We start from the raw sequence: 16,245 nt of genomic DNA, 5'->3' as shown, positions 1-16,245 counted from the left end.
GGATTCAAAACTCAACAAGCTATTCCCGTGCGCGCTTGTCCTGCTGGTCACGGTGCTGCTTAAGCGCCTCGCGTTCCTTGCGCTCGGCTCTTTTGCCCTTAATGGCCGTAACCACAAAATAGATGACCGCGGCGGCAACGATTGCGCCCACGCATAGGCCAATCGAGCCCAACATTGCTGTGAATTCCATTCCGCGTCACCTCTCTTTTAAACGGGACTTTCAAGATAGCACCTCAATACCCGCCACCACAGCTCCTTCACGTTCGCCGGCCCTTCGGTCTAACGGATGGCACGGCGGGGAAAAATCAACTCGTCAAACGATTTAGCAAGTACAATGCTGCCGGCACCCTGCCGGCCGTCATCACATAGAATCGAGCCTCCATGGATACCCTCAACGACCTAAACGAGCGCGTCGACGCCTTTGTCGGCACCAGCTCCTTCGACACATCAGTCACGGCAAACGACCAAGCCCCCATCGATGTTCCCGCCGAGGTTCACGAGGACATTGTCGCCTCGGTCGACTTCTCCGAGGTAGAACTTGCAGACGAATTTACCGAGCCCCAGGTGGCCGTAACTCCCAACGGCCTTTTGCCCATGGAGCCGCTGCCCATCGACGGGCGTCTGCGCAAGGCGGCTCTCCGCATGCCCGATGAGATCGAGGAGGCCAGCGGCTTTACGCTCTTCGGTCGTCGCATCAAGTCGCTTATCTACACCACCGACGTCGCGGTCATCCGCAACTCCAACGCCGATGCCGTCTTTGCCGTTTACCCCTTCACGCCACAGCCGGCCATTACGCAGGCGCTGTTGACCGTTGCCGAGTGCCCGGTCTTTGTAGGCGTGGGCGGCGGAACTACGACCGGTAAGCGCTCCGTACAGATGGCAGCCGTCTCCGAGATGCAGGGCGCGGCGGGCTGTGTGGTCAACTCCCCTGCCACTGCCGAAATGATCGAGCACATCACCAACATCGCCGACATCCCCGTCATCGCCACGGTCGTACGTTGCGACGACGATGCTCACGCCAAAGTGCGCGCCGGAGCCAAGATCCTCAACATCGCGGCCGGCAAGAACACGCCCCAGGTCCTGCGCGAGCTGCGCGAGCACTATCCCAACCTGCCGCTCATCGCACCGGGCGGCAAGACGCCCGAGAGCATCCGTGAGACCATCGCCGCCGGCGCCAACGCCATCATTTGGACGCCGCCTTCGGCCCAGCAGCTGCAGACCGACATGATGCAGCGCTACCGCAAGATGAAGGAAGACGCCACGCCTGTCATCTCGCGCGACGATGTGCCCATTATCGACCAGGTCGCCGCCGCCGAGGTCAGCCAGGTCGAGAATATGAATCCCGACGTGCCGATTCCCGACGAGGTCATCGAGCGCGTCGCTTCGATCCACGATCATATCGAGGAACGTCGCGCCAACCGCGGACTCAAGCCCTCGCTGCACGGCTTCTTCTTCCGCGGAAAGAAACGCTAACCGCAACAGCAAGGCCCGCCCCGCAAACAACGGGACGGGCCTTTTCTGTTTTCGAATGTCAGGAGTGACAAGCGCAGCTGTTAAAACTGACAGTCAGCGCACGAACGCTAATCCACGCGCTTGTCGCCCATAAAGAAGAGCGCCACCGTACCAGGTCCGGTGTGCGAACCGATCAGAGTACCGATGTTATTGATCTCGATCTTGCCTTTAAGCTGCGGAACCTGTTCCTCAATCAGCGCCGCAACTGCCTCCGCATCCTCGCGGCACGCCGAGTGCGACATGATGCACTTACCCGAATATTCCGCACCGTCCTGCACGTGTGCCATCATGGTCTTAGCCATCTCGGAAATCGCGCGCTTCTTAGTGCGAATCTTCTCACGTGGCGACAGCCCACCTTCGCAATCGACCGTCATAAGTGGGCAAATCTTAAGCGCCGTGCCGATGATCGCGCTTGCGGCCGAAATGCGACCGCCTCGTAGGTAGCTCGACAGATCGGTCGAGAAGAACCAGTGGTGAAGGTTGAGTTTATGCTCCTCAATCCAAGCGGCCGTCTCGTCGAGCGAAGCGCCGCCATCGCGAACGTCGGCGGCACATTCCGCCAGCAGGCCAAAGCCCGAAGACGCCGCCAACGAATCGATGACGCGCACCTTGCCGCCCTGAGGATAGCGATCCGCGAGCATCTGTGCCGCAACGCAGGCCGATCCATACGTGCCCGAAATACCCGACGACAACGTCAGGTGCAGCACGTCTTTACCCTCGGCAACAAACGGCTCCCAAAACTCCTCGTACTCACCCACGCTCACCTGAGACGTCTTGGGCATGGCGCCCGCGGCAATCTGGGCAAAAAACTCGTCCGGCGTAATCGACTGATACAGATCGTCCGTATAGACAACATCGTCGATCTCGTAATGAAAACACACGACAGGGATATTGCGCGACGCAAAGAACTCACGGGTTCGATCGGCGGCGGATTCACAGGTCAGGACAAAATCACTCATATGAGGCTCCTTAAGTATTGCTGTGCAAATTATCGCACAGCAAGCCTAAATACAATACAAATGTCCACTATTTACCAATGCGAACCATTTGTATTGATTATCTTTATCATGAACATCCTCATCCCCGCCATGGGCCAACGTGGGCAAAATCACCCGCTTCGTCTCCACTCAACCGCCATATCTACCTCAACTAAATCGATTTACCAAACCGTTCAGCCGACAATTCAGCCGCCGGCGCAAAATCGAAACAAAGCCGGCGCATACTGGTAAACGCTTGACGCTGTTTTATCAGTTTTACCATCCATATCGGAAGGTGTTTCATGGTCGCATTCGATCGCAATCCGCAAGACTTTAAATATCTGCGTCTGTTGTCGAGACAATTTCCCACCGAGCAATCCGCGTTTACCGAGATTATCAATCTCTCGGCCATTCTCAACCTGCCCAAAGGCACCGAGCATTTTATGAGCGACGTGCATGGCGAGTACGAAGCCTTTATGCACATCCTCAACAACTGCTCGGGCGTCGTGCGCGAACATGTCGACGAGATTTTTGGCGACACGCTTTCCTTTGACGAAAAGGGCGAGCTGTGCACGCTCATCTACTACCCGCGCGAGAAGATCGAGCTGGTCCGCAGCAAGCGCGAGGACTCGCCCACCTGGTACAAGACCATGCTCGACCAACTCATTGTGGTTGCCCGCTCGCTTTCGAGCCGCTATACGCGCTCCAAGGTGCGTAAGGCCATCCCGCGCGATTACGCCTACATCATCGACGAGTTGCTGCACACGCATCCGGACGAGAACAACTATCGCGTGCGCTATCACGAGCGCATCGTTGGGTCCATCCTAGAGACCGCAAGCGCCGACGACTTTATCGAGTCGCTCGCCTCGCTCATCAAGCGCCTGGCCGTCGACCACCTGCACCTGGTGGGCGATATCTTCGACCGTGGCGGCGGCGCTGCCAAGATTATGGACCGCCTGCTCACCTACCATTCGCTCGACATTCAGTGGGGTAACCACGACCTACTGTGGATGGGCGCTGCGGCCGGTGAGCCTGCCTGCATCGCCACGGTGCTGCGCAACAACCTGCGCTACGACAATTACGAGATCCTCGAGAACGACTATGGCATCTCGCTGCGCGAGCTTGTCGCCTTTGCCGATGCCACCTACACCGCCGGTGAGTCCATCAGCCCGCTGATTAAAGCCATCAACGTCCTGCTCTTTAAGCTCGAGGGCCAGATTATCCAGCGCCACCCCGAGTTCGACATGACTAACCGCCTGCTGCTCGACAAAATCGATCACGACGCCGGCACAGTCACGCTTGCCGACGGCAGCGTGTGGCCGCTCACGACCAGCGACTTCCCCACCGTCGACCCGACGGACCCCTACATGCTCACGCTCCAGGAGCAACACATCATCGACAAGCTCGTGTCCGAGTTTGTCACCGCCGACCACCTGCATCGCCATATCGATTTCCTCTACACCCACGGCTCGATGTATAAGGTCGCCAACGGCAATCTGCTGTTCCATGGCTGCGTGCCGCTCAACGAGGATGGTACCTTTAGCAGCATGAACTGCCTGGGCACCTGGCACGCTGGCCGCGATTACTTCGACTTTTGCGATTACATTGCACGCCGTGCCTGGCGCGTGGGCGACCGAGACGCCCTCGACTGGATGTGGTACCTGTGGATTGGCTTTAACTCACCTGCCAGCGGACGCGTGGTACGCACCTTTGAGCGCGCCTACATCGCCGACAAGAGCACGTGGGTCGAGCCGATGGACCCGTACTACACGCTCACCACGTCCTCGTCCGTTTGCGACGATATCATGCGCGAGTTCAACGTCGCTGCCATGGCCTGCTCGCCGACGGGCCACATCATCAACGGCCATACGCCCGTCAAGACCACCAAGGGCGAGCAGCCCATCCGCGCCAACGGCAAGCTGCTGGTCATCGATGGCGGTTTCTGCCGCGCCTACCACCCCAAAACGGGCATCGCCGGCTACACACTTATCTCGAGTTCGCGCGGATGCCGCCTTAAGTCGCACCAAGCCTTTACCACGGTTGCCGAGGCGCTTACCCGCAATGTCGACATCGAGAGCGAGACTAACCGCTTTGACCAAGCAGACCGTCGCCGCATGGTGAGCGACACCGATACTGGCGCCAAGATCCGCAGCCAAATCCAGGACCTGCGTCAACTGCTCGATGCATATAGAAACGGTGCTATCGAGGAGCGCGCCTAGCACCACCCGCGGGGATTGGCTAAACTTGCTGAGTTTGTCATCCCCGCGGCGCTTCGGCGCCACCTTAAGGCAGGTACCATGCAAAAGCTCCTCGCGCAGATCATGAAGTTTGGCGTCGTCGGTGTCATTGCCACGGTTATCGACTTTGGCATTATGAATCTGCTCCACTACGGACTGGGCCTCAACATCCTAATCGCCAACACCAGCGGCTTTATCATCTCTCTCATCTTTAACTACGTCGCCAGCATGAAGTACGTGTTTGCGCACAAGGAGGGCATGAGCCGCCGCCGCGAGTTCATTATCTTTGTCGTGCTGTCCGTGATCGGTTTGGTGCTCAACGACGGTATCGTGCTGGCGCTCAACGCCGGCCTGGGGCTCGAAGCCAATATCGCCAAGATTTGCGCCACCGCGCTTGTCATGGTCTACAACTTTGTGACCCGAAAGATCTTCCTGGAGGGCGACGAGACCAAATAGCTCGACACCCCTGCAGCATTACGGCGCCCATGGACGACGCGCGCTCAGCGCAGTATCGTCCGTGGGTGCCGCTCGTTTACGGGCAAATTTTCAACGTTTGCGGATTAGCACTTGATAATTTGGCGAGTTCGTATAGTTCTTGGCAAAGACCTTACGTTTCCCTTGCAAAAGCTCTAAAGTATCCTCTGCTCGATTCATCAACGCATTGGATGTGATTACGTGCGCAAGGCACTGGCACAACCTCATACCAAGCAGTTCCTCAAGTTCGCTGTCGTGGGTCTTATCTCCTTTGGCATCGACTGGGGTATGCTCATTGCGCTCGTCGAGCTGTTTCACCTCGACTTTTTGATGAGCACCACGGTTTCGTTCATCACGTCCGTCGTGGTCAACTACTGGCTCAGCATGAAGTACGTGTTCGACCATCGCGAGGGCATGAGCCGCAAGCGCGAGTTCACGATCTTCACCATCCTGTCGGTGATTGGCTTGGGCCTCAACGATCTGTATATGTTTGTGGGCGTCACGTTTTTGAGCATCGGCTACCAGGCCATGAAAGCCATCGCCACGTTCTTGGTCACCTGGTACAACTACTTTAGCCGCCGCTTCTTCCTCGAGGGCGCACGGTCGTAGTCGATTCACTATTTGCTTGAATGTATAACCGGTTGGAATTCCCATTCCAACCGGTTTTTTGTTTGCCGAGAGACCCGGCAACCCAATCCCATTCGCATGAAAAACGGGCGGCCCGGATGTTTGTCCGAACCGCCCGTCTGGCGCGCTATGTCGAGGCCTCTAGCCTGTAACGTAATACCAGACCACGTTGTCGCCGTTGGAGAGAACGTAGTTGCTGCAGGCCGTCATAGGCGTTGTGCCGTTGACGGAGTACATCCAGCCGCTCGTGCCGCCGTACTGTTTCTCGGCCAAACCACCAATCGCGGAGACATACGTGCCGAACGATGAGCCGTGTGCGTTGACAGAAAGGCCCAACGCGCACAGGGCATCGTAGACGCTAGCGCCTTCGTTAAAGGTAAAGGTGCCACCAGAAGACACAGGATTGCCCACAGCGCTCGATGTGACCGAAACCGTCACCGTTACGTAGCTGGACTCCTGCGAACCGCCCTGTCCGCCCGAGGGAGCGCTGCCGCCATTAGAGCTGGAGGCTCCATCAGACGACTGGCCACCGCCCGAAGAAGCACCGCCAGACGCATTGGAAGTATCGCCGGCTCCCCTATTCTGGGCAGCGGATTTATCTCCAGACTTCTTGCCGTCCTGGTCCTCGGACTTCTTGTTATCCGAGTTCTTGTCCGATTCCTTGTTTGAAGACTCGGAATCATCCTTGGACTTGGACTCATCAGAATGCTTGGACTCATCTTTTGCGTCATTCGATGACTTGGAATCCTTGGAACTGGCCTCGCCCGAAGTCGTAGTCGAGTCAGACCCCTTGGCGTCCTTCGCGACGACGCTCTCCCCCGTCACGGTCTGAATGATCCAGTCGATGGACCAGGCACCGCTTGTGGAAGGATGGACGAAACCCAGCGAGACGACGATCAGAATGGTGCACGCGGCAGTCAGAACGCCGAGGAGCGCCTTGCAGCGAGGGGCGGACGCCGCCGAAGCGGCGCCCTTTTGCTTTGCATCGTCAAGCTGGATAAACGAGGAATCTGGTTGCTTGGGGTCAGCGTCCTTGGATTTATTGGACACAGCCCTCACCTACCGACGTTTGGTGAACACGAACACACCGACGATGGCGAGACCGATGACGCCAGCGGCGATGCCAACGATGGCGAGCGGGTTGGTGCCAGTCTCCTGCTCGGAGGCACTAGAGGACTTCTTAGCAGTGGTCGTGGAAGCAGCACCCGTATCGGACTTGGAATCGGACTTCTTGTCGGACTTGTTGTCCTTCTTGTCAGACTTCTTGTCAGACTTCTTCTCGTCCTTCTTATCGGACTTATCGGTGTCCTTCTTGTCGGACTTGTTGTCCTTGGTCTCGGTCTTGGTCGACACCGTCGTCTTGGTCGTCGGCTTATGACCCGGGGCGATAGCGCCGCCGGCCTGCTGGCCCTTCGTGCCGGAGCCGGAACCCGTGCCCGTGCCAGCACCGGAACCGTTGCCAGCGCCACCGTTGCCACCATTAGTGCCAGAACCGCCATTGCCGCCAGGGTTAACGGCATTCTTGGTCCACTTGGCATACAGCGTCAGATCGGCCGTCACCGGCGTACTGAAGTCATACGCCTGCGTGCAAGCCTCATCGGTGAACCAACCGCCGAAAGTGTAGCCATCGCGCGTCGGATCGGCCGGCTTGACCAGCTTGCCATCGGCCGTAGTCTGGAAGTCGACCTTAGAACCCTCGCCAGTCTCAAACGAGACCTTAACGCCACCACTCAGCTTGAAAAGCGTGCCGGAATCGTTGATGTAGTAGAGGTTACCCTTGGCATCGCAGGCAATCGGCGAGTCACAGTAATTGTTGTGTCCCGCCGCGCTAAACGCACCGGTCGCCTGTGCGTCACCCATCTTGTAGCGATACACGCCACCGCCCGAGGTGTAGTTCACATAGTCGGAAGTCGCACCATAGTTGACAGTGAAATAAACGTACGTGTCATCCGCCTGGACACTCACGAGCGGTGCGCCCTTAATGCCACCGGCAGGAAGCACGGAGCCATCGGCAGACGAAACCAACGTCGTAGCAAAGTCATTATCAAGGTCGACAATCGCCAGCGCCGAACCGCCAGAAACCTCGCCACCGACAATCAGCTTATTGCCATACAGCGTGGGCATGCAGGCACAACCCGTAAGACCAAGATCGATGACGCGTTCTTCGGAAATGCGCGAAGAGGCCCTTGCGTTTGCGTCCGACAGTGCCAGCACGTGGAGCTTGCCGTCACGCGAGATCACATAGGCATGCTTGCCGTCTTTGGACAGTACACAGCCGGAGTTGACGATGGCACCAACCGAAACGCTGCCGAGCACATCACCCGTCGACTTGCTCAGCATCTCAACGGTACCTGCACTCGTCGGAACCAGAATATAGCCGTCGCCCACTGTAGCGCTCGTCCAGTAGTAGCCCTCATCAGCATTAACATGCTGCCAAGAAACAGCGCCGGTCAGTATATTAATACGCGTCAGATGACCGTTATTGTACGTACTCGTTCCATAGTCGACATCAACGGTGCCAACGTAGAGATAGTTGCCATCGACCGTCAACTGGGAATTTGACTGGGCAGATTTGCTCACAGAGTCAGTGACCCAAACCGTCGTCAGCGTATCGGCCGTCAGAGCCTGGACCGCACCGCCGTCGAGCGGGACGATGACCAAGCCTTTCGTATAAATCGGACGCGTGGTGTAGCCAATCGCAGTCTGAAGGTTCGACTCGGCAAGCACCTTGCCCGACTCGGCGTCGATCTTAAGCAAACGCTTGTTCACGGCAAGGTAAACGTTGCCGTTCACGACAATAGGCTCGCTCGCATTGGGATACGCGGCACCCGAGTAGGCCCTCCAATCGAACGTCCAAGAGCTTGCCAGCGCGCCCGTAGGCGTGGACACGTTCTTGACCACCGCATTGGAATTGCCACTCCAGTCGGCTTTCCAATCGGTCGGGCGCGAAGCGCTCGGATCGATTACGACTTCATCGGGATTAGGAACGGTGTCGCCAGGGGCGTAAGCCCAGACGATTTTGTCGCCCGACTTGAGCACGTAATCGCTATCGAGCTGAGGCCCGGGAACGCCGTTGACAAAGAACGACCATGCACCCGACAGCTCGGTGCCATCAAGCGGGGAGACAAGACTATGAACACCCCAATAACCAAATTGGTCGTACATCTTGGACTCAATGCCAATGGCATCGAAGTAGGCAGCGGAAGCGTCCTTGATCGTCGTGCCCTCGACAAACACCTGCGTCGAAGGATCGGTCCAGCGCTGCGCCTTCTCATCCTTCTTACCGATGATCTCCATTGAAACGGAAACCTGGCCGGGCATGGTTCCATCAAAGCCATAGACCCAGGTAACCTTGTCCCCGGCCTTGAGTGTGTAATTGCCCGCGCCGACATTGGCCGCCCGACCGTTAACGAAGAACTGCCAGAATTTCCAAGTGTTTTCGTTAACTTTCTCGCTCGAAAGCGTCACGGTCTTGTTGAACGGTGAAGTCAGCGACTCGAGATACCAGCCGTACGTGCCTTTCCCCGTTTTGGCGCCAATGCCGGCCTTTTTAAAGGCCTGCTCGGAAAGATCAGCAGCGGTCGCGCCCTCTTCCACCAAAGCTGTCGTGGGCTGCGCCCATGTCTGCTGAGCGCCCGAGGCGTCCTGGCCGACAACGGTGCAGCTAACGGAAATCTGATTGGCGGGCGCGGGGTCACCGTACTTCGAGTAGCACCAGACAACAGAGTCGCCGTCCTTGAGCGTGTAGCCGCCGGCGCCGACCGCGGAGGCGCTGCCGTTGACGAACAGCTGCCAGTACGCGCCGGTCGCCGGGTCGTAGGCGAGCGTGCGGCCCGCGTCGAAGGGCGACGTGATCGAGTTGAGCGCCCAGCCCCAGGAGCCGTTGGGGTCGTAGTCGGCCTTGAGGCCGGCCTGCCTGAAGAGCTGCTCGGAGAGGTCGGCCGCGGTCGAGCCCTCCTTCAGAGCGATCTGCTGCGCGGCGGCCCAGGTCTGCTGGGCGCCCTTGGCGTCGGTGCCGACGACGGAGCACGTGGCCGCGACCTCTTGGCTTGCGGCTTCGGTAGGTTGAGATTCAGCCTCATCGGAAGCGGCTACAACACTTTTGACGTTCTGTTCGGATGAATCCGGCGAAGCAGTAGGAGCCTCGACTGCGGCAGAATCGTCCGACGCTACGCCGTTGCTATCTGCGACATTCGCCGAAGCGCCATCGTTAACCGACGCATCGCTCGCGTTAGAGCCGGTTTCAGAAACGACACCGTCGGCAGCACCGTCCGCGGCACCCGTGCCCTCACTCGGCGTCGTAGCCTGAGCCACAGCCTCGGCAATGCCCTCGGCGCCCTCGGCCCACAGCTGAGCCGGTGTGGTGCCAAAGGCCATCGCGAAGGCCAGGAATGCCACCAGGCAGCGCTTGGCTACACCGCGTGCAATCGCGCCACGGCGATGCAACGAGGCGCGCTCGCGCTCGTCCTCAAACATATCCATTTGTCCCCCCATTGTCTGTACTCGGAGCGTTGCCTTGAGGCTGCCCCACGTCATCGCGCATGTTGCGTTCGAGTTCCCCCATCGGGGTCCCCCTTCCCTCCAGAGCCCTATGCACACCGGCGAAATACGCCGCAGCCGCATGCAAGATGGGAGGCGATCCGACTTAACCTTAACGACTCGGGCACGTCGTCCGATCTGCGACGCGAACATCCCGAGCCAAGAGGAATTACGGTTACTGGTACAGCCGGGGACTTGCACCCCAATTCTCCCAAACGCGCAGGTAAACCGCGCATTCATGCGTCTCCGCACCACCATCTAGGCCATCGATTATTACCGTCAAAATGGTATCACGCAAAAGAGCCTCGCACGCAGGCGAAGCCCAAGGTAAAAGCTATTGTTTGCGATAGGAAAATGCGGTGACGGTCGCGGCCTCTAGTGCTTGCCGCCGTGACTGTTGAGCCAGATATTGCGGCCCAGCATAAGCGCCAGCACCAGCGCGCTCACGTAGCCCATAAAGCCAATGACCGGGATACCAAACACAACCGGCTCGATGCGTGCGTAGTACACCACCGACGAACCGATAAACAGACCGGCGATCACGATAGCCATCGACATGCGGTCGATAATTCCGCCCAGCTGTCGCAGCGCCTTATCGCTGCTCATGATCTGCGTGTTCACCTTAAGCTGGCCGCGCGTGAGCATACGCGAAGCCAAGCCCAAATACTCGGCCGCCTCGAGCGAGCCTTTTGCCGCGCGATAGCTGCTCGCGGCCAGATCGCGTCCCATATCACGCACGCGCGCATAGGTGCTTTTTTCGTTTTTGATGTGCGTCTGGATGATCTGGATCATGTTGACGTTGGGCATATACTCGGTCAGCAAACCCTCGAGCGTCACCATGCCGCGCGCGAACATCGTTACCACGCTCGGCAGCTCAACATCGTTTTTGCGCGCCAGGTTTAGCAGCGAGGTCAAAAACTCGCCGATATCCAGATCCTTCAGGTCAAGGCCCGCAAAGTCTGCGACGATAAAGTCCAAATCGGACAAAAAGGCCGAATGATCGAGCTCGGCCGAGTCGCCACGCGTCACGGCGAAGCGCATGAGCGAATCCTTGAGCTTGGGCACGTCACCCTCGGCCACGGCGAAAATCATGTCCTTGACGATACCGCGATCGTGGCTCGACATGCGTCCGACCATGCCCAAGTCGATAAAGTAAACGATGCCGTCCTTGAGAATGATGTTTCCCGCATGCGGGTCCGCATGGAAAAAGCCGTCATCGAGCACCTGCGTCGAGTAGTCCTCGACGATTGCGGCACCGATCTTTTCCAAGTCATAGCCCTCGGCCACCAAGCGTTCAGGATCGGCGATCGAAATGCCGTCGACGTAATCCATGACCACCACGTGCTCGGTGCACAGGTCCAGATAGGATTTAGGGCACGTCACGCCATGGACGCTCTTATGGAACTCGTAGAAGTCGTTGAGGTTTTTGGCCTCGGCCAAAAAGTTGGTCTCCTCGCGAAATGAGGTCCACAACTCCTCGACTACACCGTGCAGGTCAACGAATTGATCGGTGTTGACGAACTTGGAAACGATACGCACCACCGAGCGGATGATATCGATGTCCTGCGCCATAACCTGCTGCGCACCGGGGCGCTGCACCTTGACGGCCACGTCCTCGCCCGTCACCAGACGAGCGCGGTGCACTTGCGCGAGCGACGCGCTACCGAGCGGATTGGGGTCGATCGCATCGAACATCTCCCCCAGGCGCAGGCCGTATTCTTCTTCCAGACAACTGAGTACGACCTCGTACGGCACAGGCTCCACGTCGGAGCGCAGACGACGCAGCTCGTCGCAAAAGCGTTGCGGCAGAATCTCGGACCGGTTGGCCAGAATCTGCCCCATCTTGACGAACATGGGGCCGAGTTCCTCGAGCAGGCGGCGCAAACGAACCGGCGTGAGGTTATCCCACACGCGGTACTTTTTGACCAGGCGAACAATCTGCCCGATGCGCTCGCGGCGACCCGCCGGCGTGAGCTGGTATTCCTCATCCGGCGCCATCGCCTCGGGCTCCTCGGGGACCATATCGACAGCGCGCGGCTTCTTGCGAGCGCCCGAGACGGCGGCGTCGACCTCATCGACAACCGCCGCCTCGTCACCCAAGGGATCTAGATTGTTGTAATCGGTGGTGGAATCTGCCATCTGCGCTGCTACTCGACCTCTTCGGTATCCTTCGCATCGTCGGGCTCAACGGACTCGACGGGCACCGAGGTCACGTTGTCCTCGACCGAATCGACGATGTCGCGCACATGGGCCAGGAAGGCCGTGCGCTCGGGAGCGGTCATAACGCGGACGCGGGCAAGGATGAGCTCGTCGAGCACGCGCTGGGCCGCGGTCTCGCCCTGCATGCCCAAGCGCTCGGTCAGATCGGAGATGGTACCGCCGGCCTGTTCGAACATGTCGGACACACTGCGGGCGATACCGGGGGCGCCTGCGTCCTTGCGCACCTGCTCGCCCTTGGTGTTAAGGTCGTCGAGAACCTTCTTGCTGCCCTCGACGGCAACGGCGGCGGCGCCGAAGCCCACGTTGATGGCGCCGTTAACAAGCTGATCGAGTTTCATAACCATGGTTGTCTCCAATCACAAACAACTGCATTGGCGTTCTTGTACCCAAGATTGAGTGAAAGCGACAAAGCGTTTAAGCGCTATTCGATCGACGGGAAATCCCTATCTCACGTTGTCGTTCATCGCGAAAGAGTTCTTCATGGCGCAGCTCGTGGTGTAGAGCACCTTGCCCAACAGGGCATCGGTCTCCACGCGCACGAGCTCGGCAAACTCCTCGTTGGCGCGTGCAAGCTCGGCAGGCACCTCGGCCTCGGGCAGAACGGCTACGGCAGCGTCGACGTCATGAATCTGCTTGTGGCCCATGCCGCCGACCTTCTCCTGATAATCCTCGACTGCGCGGCCGCACTCATGGAAGCGGACGTCGGCCAGCGCGCCGATCAGGCGGTTGGCCCAGTAGAAGTTTTCGGACGTCACGCGAGCCTGCGTGTCGGCAAAGTACTCGGGCATGGTCTCGACGTTGGCGTACAGCGGAACCAGCGCGTTAAACGAGTTGGAGCCAAAGGCCATCCACTGCACGGCGCGGTAGGCCGGATGCGCATAGGGGCGCAGCTGCAGCACAGCGAGCTGGCTGTTGCGGTTGATGCCGATGGGGCGATAGGCGCCACGCGTGGCGGGCGTGCCCTTGCTGCCGTAGCAGTCGTACTCCGTGCCCTGGTAGTGGCTCGAGAGTACGTACTTGATGTCCTCGATGGTCACCTTGCGCTCGGGCACGCGGCTCCAGGGAATATCGTCGCTCTCGGGCGTGTAGTCGGCCTCGGGACCGTCCCACACATCGCTGGGGTTAAGGCAGCGCTGCATATACCAGGCGCGCGGCGTGTTGTAGACGTGGTCGCTGTCGCTGTGCGAGCCAAAGGCCTCGCGCGGGTTGAAGACCGCGGCCGGACCGTCGCCCTCGACGCCCAGCGTCAGGTCCAGATGCCACTCGGCCATCCAAGCGCGCAGGTCGGCGGAGCACATGTGATCGGCCTGGGCGCCCTCGGCGTCATCCAGGTCAAAGCTGTCGATACCCAGCTGGTTGGGCATGGTCACATAGGCGTCGTCAGGCACGCGCTTGGCGATCCAGTGGTGACCGCCGATGGTCTCGAGCCACCAGATCTCGTCCACGTCGCTAAAGGCGATGCCGTTGTTCTCGTAGGTGCCATAACGCTCGAGCAGGTCACCCAGAATGCGCACGCCGTCGCGGGCAGACTTGGCGTACGGCAGCACCAGGGTCACCATGTCCTCCTCACCCAGACCGCCAGGCCGCGCCGGAACATAGCCGTCCTCGCCCTCGTTGCCCTTGGCGGGCACGTAGTCGACGAGCGGATCGGCGCCGCGAACGCGCTCGTTGGTGGTGAGCGTCTCGGTTGCGGACATGCCAACATTGAGCTCGTTGAAGCCGGCCTCGGCCCAAATGCCATGACCCGGGACAACGTCGGGGACGCTTGTGTAGCGCATGGGGTTATCGGGCAGCTCAACGGTCAGGTGGCTCAGGACACTCGTGTAGACACGCGGCTGCTCGTCGGGATGTACCACGCGCATGCGCTTGGGCTCAAACACCCCGTTGGACGAGTCCTCATTGCGGGCGGCCAGCGTCGACCCGTCGTAGCTCGCGTTCTTACCAACCAAAATCGTTGTGCACGGCATGCGCATCCTCCTTGAGCGAAGAAATCAAACGGCAACAGTGTATCGCTTCGGCGCAAAAAGGGCGAAACCACGGCCTCGGCAGCCCTTGTGGTCAAAAACCTATTTCGATGCGCGCTCGGCCGCCTCGATCACGTGTTTGGCGAGGATCGCCGTCGTCACAGCGCCCACGCCGCCCGGCACGGGCGTGATGGCGTTAACAACCGGCTCCGCAGCATCAAAATCGACGTCCCCGACCAGCTTGCCAGCGGCCTCGTCCCAATTAATGCCAACATCGATGATCGTCTGGCCCTCGCGAACCGCATCCACGCCAATCGTACGCGCGCGTCCAACGGCGGCAACCACAATGTCGGCAGCACGGCACTCGGCAGCAAGGTCGCGCGTATGCGTATGGCACGTCGTCACGGTCGCATTGCGAGCCGTAAGCATGGCGGCAACGGGACGACCGATCACCAGCGACCGACCAACGACCGCGACCTTGGCCCCATCCAGCTCAACGCCGTAATGGTCCAGCAACGCCAGCACGGCCTCGGCTGTGCAAGGAGCAAAGCCCTCGCCTCGCCCCGAAAGCGTGGTAAGCAGCGAGGCCGGCGTCATGGAGTCAACATCCTTGGCAGGATCGAGTGCCGCGGCAACCGCGTCCTCGTCAAGGCCGGCGGGCAGCGGGCGGAACATCAGGCAGCCATGAACAGCGGGGTCGGAATTGATGTCCTCGATGGCCGCCAACAGCTCGTCCTGCGAAACATCGGCGGGAAGCAAAACGCGGCGAGCCTCAATGCCAACCTTTTCGCAGCGCTTGAGCGCACCGCGCTCGTAGGATAGGTCGTCCTCGCGTTCACCCACGCGCACGATAGCCAGCGTCGGCACAACGCCGCGCTCGCGCAAAGCCACGCAGCGAGCAGCAAGTTCCTCAGTCAAAGCGCGAGCAACGGGGGCACCCTTCAGCAGTTCAGCCATGGCTATCCCCTCTTCCTTGCGGCGTCGGCGGCGCGGCGCGCCAGCGCATCGGCGCGCGGCAACCACATGTCGAGCAACTCATCACACGCCGTCTCGAGCTCCTCAGCACGAGCGCGATCCTTCATAGACGTGGTGTTCGCAAAGAGCGTCAAGCTCGCGCCCTGCATAGCGGAACGGCAGAACACAGCGCCGCATGCCACATCGGACAGCAGCTGGCGCGAGCCCTTATCGGCCATGTCCTCGAGCAGCGCCAGCGCGCGCCCGCAGGCATCCATGATTCGATACGGAGGCATGGCCGCCACGTGCAACGCATCTTGAATCGCCGCGGGTCGAGCCGGATCATCGCGCGGAATACCGTATGCCGCAGACACCTGGCCGTACGCACGAACATCCTCGGCAACCAAACCAACAAGTTCCTGCGATAACTCGTCCGCCTGGGAAAACGCACGCTCCAAATCGTCCACGCGATCGGCAAGCGCGGGGTTGGTCGCGCCGTAGCGCGCGACCATCCCGCACAGCGAGGCGCCCAGCGCACCCACAAAGGCGCTCGCGCTGCCGCCGCCGGGCACCGGCTCGCGCGCGGCAAGCGCCTCGGCAAACCCGCGGCAGGTCTTGTCCATCATCTCTTGGCTCATACACATGCACCTTCAAGTCATATACATCGGTCGAGCGGCAACCGCCGACCGACCGCATCGATCACATAATGGTGCTAAGTCTAGCCCATAAGCACATGGGCGT

The 16,245-nt window shown here is 59.6% G+C and carries 13 protein-coding genes; 4 read left to right on the top strand and 9 right to left on the bottom strand.

All coding sequences use genetic code 11. The features are described 5' to 3' along the window. Positions 1-19: 19 nt before the first annotated feature. Positions 20-190 (bottom strand): hypothetical protein, encoded by a 171-nt coding sequence (locus DXD39_RS10120; protein ID WP_158565411.1) that lies wholly within the window; start codon positions 188-190, stop codon positions 20-22. Positions 191-381: 191 nt separating this feature from the next. Here DXD39_RS10120 and DXD39_RS02840 point away from each other — a divergent pair, with 191 nt between their 5' ends. Continuing rightward, entirely contained in the window at positions 382-1,473 is a 1,092-nt protein-coding gene (locus DXD39_RS02840) for a hypothetical protein (protein ID WP_117803054.1), read from the top strand. 107 nt (positions 1,474-1,580) lie between these two features. Here DXD39_RS02840 and DXD39_RS02835 read toward each other — a convergent pair whose 3' ends face one another. After that, positions 1,581-2,471: a DegV family protein gene (locus DXD39_RS02835; RefSeq protein ID WP_117803053.1), complete on the bottom strand. Its 891-nt coding sequence runs from the start codon at positions 2,469-2,471 to the stop codon at positions 1,581-1,583. A 320-nt stretch (positions 2,472-2,791) separates the two neighbouring features. On the opposite strand from DXD39_RS02835, the gene DXD39_RS02830 reads away from it, so the two are divergent. The 3 genes from DXD39_RS02830 to DXD39_RS02820 all read left to right on the top strand — a co-directional run bounded on the left by DXD39_RS02830 (position 2,792) and on the right by DXD39_RS02820 (position 5,809). After that, positions 2,792-4,708, top strand: a complete 1,917-nt coding sequence (locus DXD39_RS02830; RefSeq protein WP_117803052.1) for a fructose-1,6-bisphosphatase — start codon at positions 2,792-2,794, stop codon at positions 4,706-4,708. Positions 4,709-4,786: 78 nt separating this feature from the next. Further along, positions 4,787-5,182 (top strand): GtrA family protein, encoded by a 396-nt coding sequence (locus tag DXD39_RS02825; protein ID WP_117786421.1) that lies wholly within the window; start codon positions 4,787-4,789, stop codon positions 5,180-5,182. A gap of 219 nt (positions 5,183-5,401) precedes the next feature. Continuing rightward, positions 5,402-5,809, top strand: a complete 408-nt coding sequence (locus DXD39_RS02820; protein ID WP_022095123.1) for a GtrA family protein — start codon at positions 5,402-5,404, stop codon at positions 5,807-5,809. 159 nt (positions 5,810-5,968) lie between these two features. Here DXD39_RS02820 and DXD39_RS02815 read toward each other — a convergent pair whose 3' ends face one another. From DXD39_RS02815 to DXD39_RS02785, 7 genes are all read right to left on the bottom strand, one after another. Beyond that, positions 5,969-6,877, bottom strand: coding sequence for a DUF4430 domain-containing protein (locus DXD39_RS02815; RefSeq protein WP_233541086.1), 909 nt, complete (start codon positions 6,875-6,877; stop codon positions 5,969-5,971). A gap of 9 nt (positions 6,878-6,886) precedes the next feature. Beyond that, complete coding sequence (locus DXD39_RS02810) at positions 6,887-10,309, bottom strand: DUF4430 domain-containing protein (RefSeq protein ID WP_158565409.1); 3,423 nt, start codon at positions 10,307-10,309, stop codon at positions 6,887-6,889. 432 nt (positions 10,310-10,741) lie between these two features. Then, on the bottom strand, positions 10,742-12,505 hold the full coding sequence (locus DXD39_RS02805; RefSeq protein WP_117734461.1) for an AarF/ABC1/UbiB kinase family protein: 1,764 nt from the start codon (positions 12,503-12,505) through the stop codon (positions 10,742-10,744). A gap of 8 nt (positions 12,506-12,513) precedes the next feature. After that, the gene (locus tag DXD39_RS02800; protein WP_117803050.1) at positions 12,514-12,930 is read right to left on the bottom strand and encodes a hypothetical protein; all 417 of its coding nucleotides are present in this window, start codon (positions 12,928-12,930) and stop codon (positions 12,514-12,516) included. Positions 12,931-13,029: 99 nt separating this feature from the next. Continuing rightward, positions 13,030-14,553: a C69 family dipeptidase gene (locus tag DXD39_RS02795; protein WP_117803049.1), complete on the bottom strand. Its 1,524-nt coding sequence runs from the start codon at positions 14,551-14,553 to the stop codon at positions 13,030-13,032. Positions 14,554-14,652: 99 nt separating this feature from the next. Then, complete coding sequence (locus tag DXD39_RS02790; protein ID WP_117803048.1) at positions 14,653-15,507, bottom strand: bifunctional 5,10-methylenetetrahydrofolate dehydrogenase/5,10-methenyltetrahydrofolate cyclohydrolase; 855 nt, start codon at positions 15,505-15,507, stop codon at positions 14,653-14,655. Between the two features lie 2 nt (positions 15,508-15,509). After that, positions 15,510-16,142, bottom strand: a complete 633-nt coding sequence (locus DXD39_RS02785) for a cyclodeaminase/cyclohydrolase family protein (RefSeq protein WP_158565407.1) — start codon at positions 16,140-16,142, stop codon at positions 15,510-15,512. Between the last annotated feature and the right edge of the window lie 103 nt (positions 16,143-16,245).

This window comes from Collinsella sp. TM04-29 (assembly GCF_003466565.1).
In the GTDB taxonomy this organism is placed as follows: Bacteria; Actinomycetota; Coriobacteriia; order Coriobacteriales; family Coriobacteriaceae; genus Collinsella.
The sequence above is the reverse complement of the archived record's forward strand: the minus strand, read 5'-3'. Positions and strand labels throughout refer to the sequence as shown.

Bases quoted from the DNA above. Each gene is read 5' to 3' on its own strand.
- DXD39_RS10120 (WP_158565411.1), bottom strand. From the start codon at position 190: ATGGAATTCACAGCAATGTTGGGCTCGATTGGCCTATGCGTGGGCGCA.
- DXD39_RS02840 (WP_117803054.1), top strand. From the start codon at position 382: ATGGATACCCTCAACGACCTAAACGAGCGCGTCGACGCCTTTGTCGGC.
- DXD39_RS02835 (WP_117803053.1), bottom strand. From the start codon at position 2,471: ATGAGTGATTTTGTCCTGACCTGTGAATCCGCCGCCGATCGAACCCGT.
- DXD39_RS02830 (WP_117803052.1), top strand. From the start codon at position 2,792: ATGGTCGCATTCGATCGCAATCCGCAAGACTTTAAATATCTGCGTCTG.
- DXD39_RS02825 (WP_117786421.1), top strand. From the start codon at position 4,787: ATGCAAAAGCTCCTCGCGCAGATCATGAAGTTTGGCGTCGTCGGTGTC.
- DXD39_RS02810 (WP_158565409.1), bottom strand. From the start codon at position 10,309: ATGGATATGTTTGAGGACGAGCGCGAGCGCGCCTCGTTGCATCGCCGT.
- DXD39_RS02805 (WP_117734461.1), bottom strand. From the start codon at position 12,505: ATGGCAGATTCCACCACCGATTACAACAATCTAGATCCCTTGGGTGAC.
- DXD39_RS02800 (WP_117803050.1), bottom strand. From the start codon at position 12,930: ATGGTTATGAAACTCGATCAGCTTGTTAACGGCGCCATCAACGTGGGC.
- DXD39_RS02795 (WP_117803049.1), bottom strand. From the start codon at position 14,553: ATGCCGTGCACAACGATTTTGGTTGGTAAGAACGCGAGCTACGACGGG.
- DXD39_RS02790 (WP_117803048.1), bottom strand. From the start codon at position 15,507: ATGGCTGAACTGCTGAAGGGTGCCCCCGTTGCTCGCGCTTTGACTGAG.
- DXD39_RS02785 (WP_158565407.1), bottom strand. From the start codon at position 16,142: ATGAGCCAAGAGATGATGGACAAGACCTGCCGCGGGTTTGCCGAGGCG.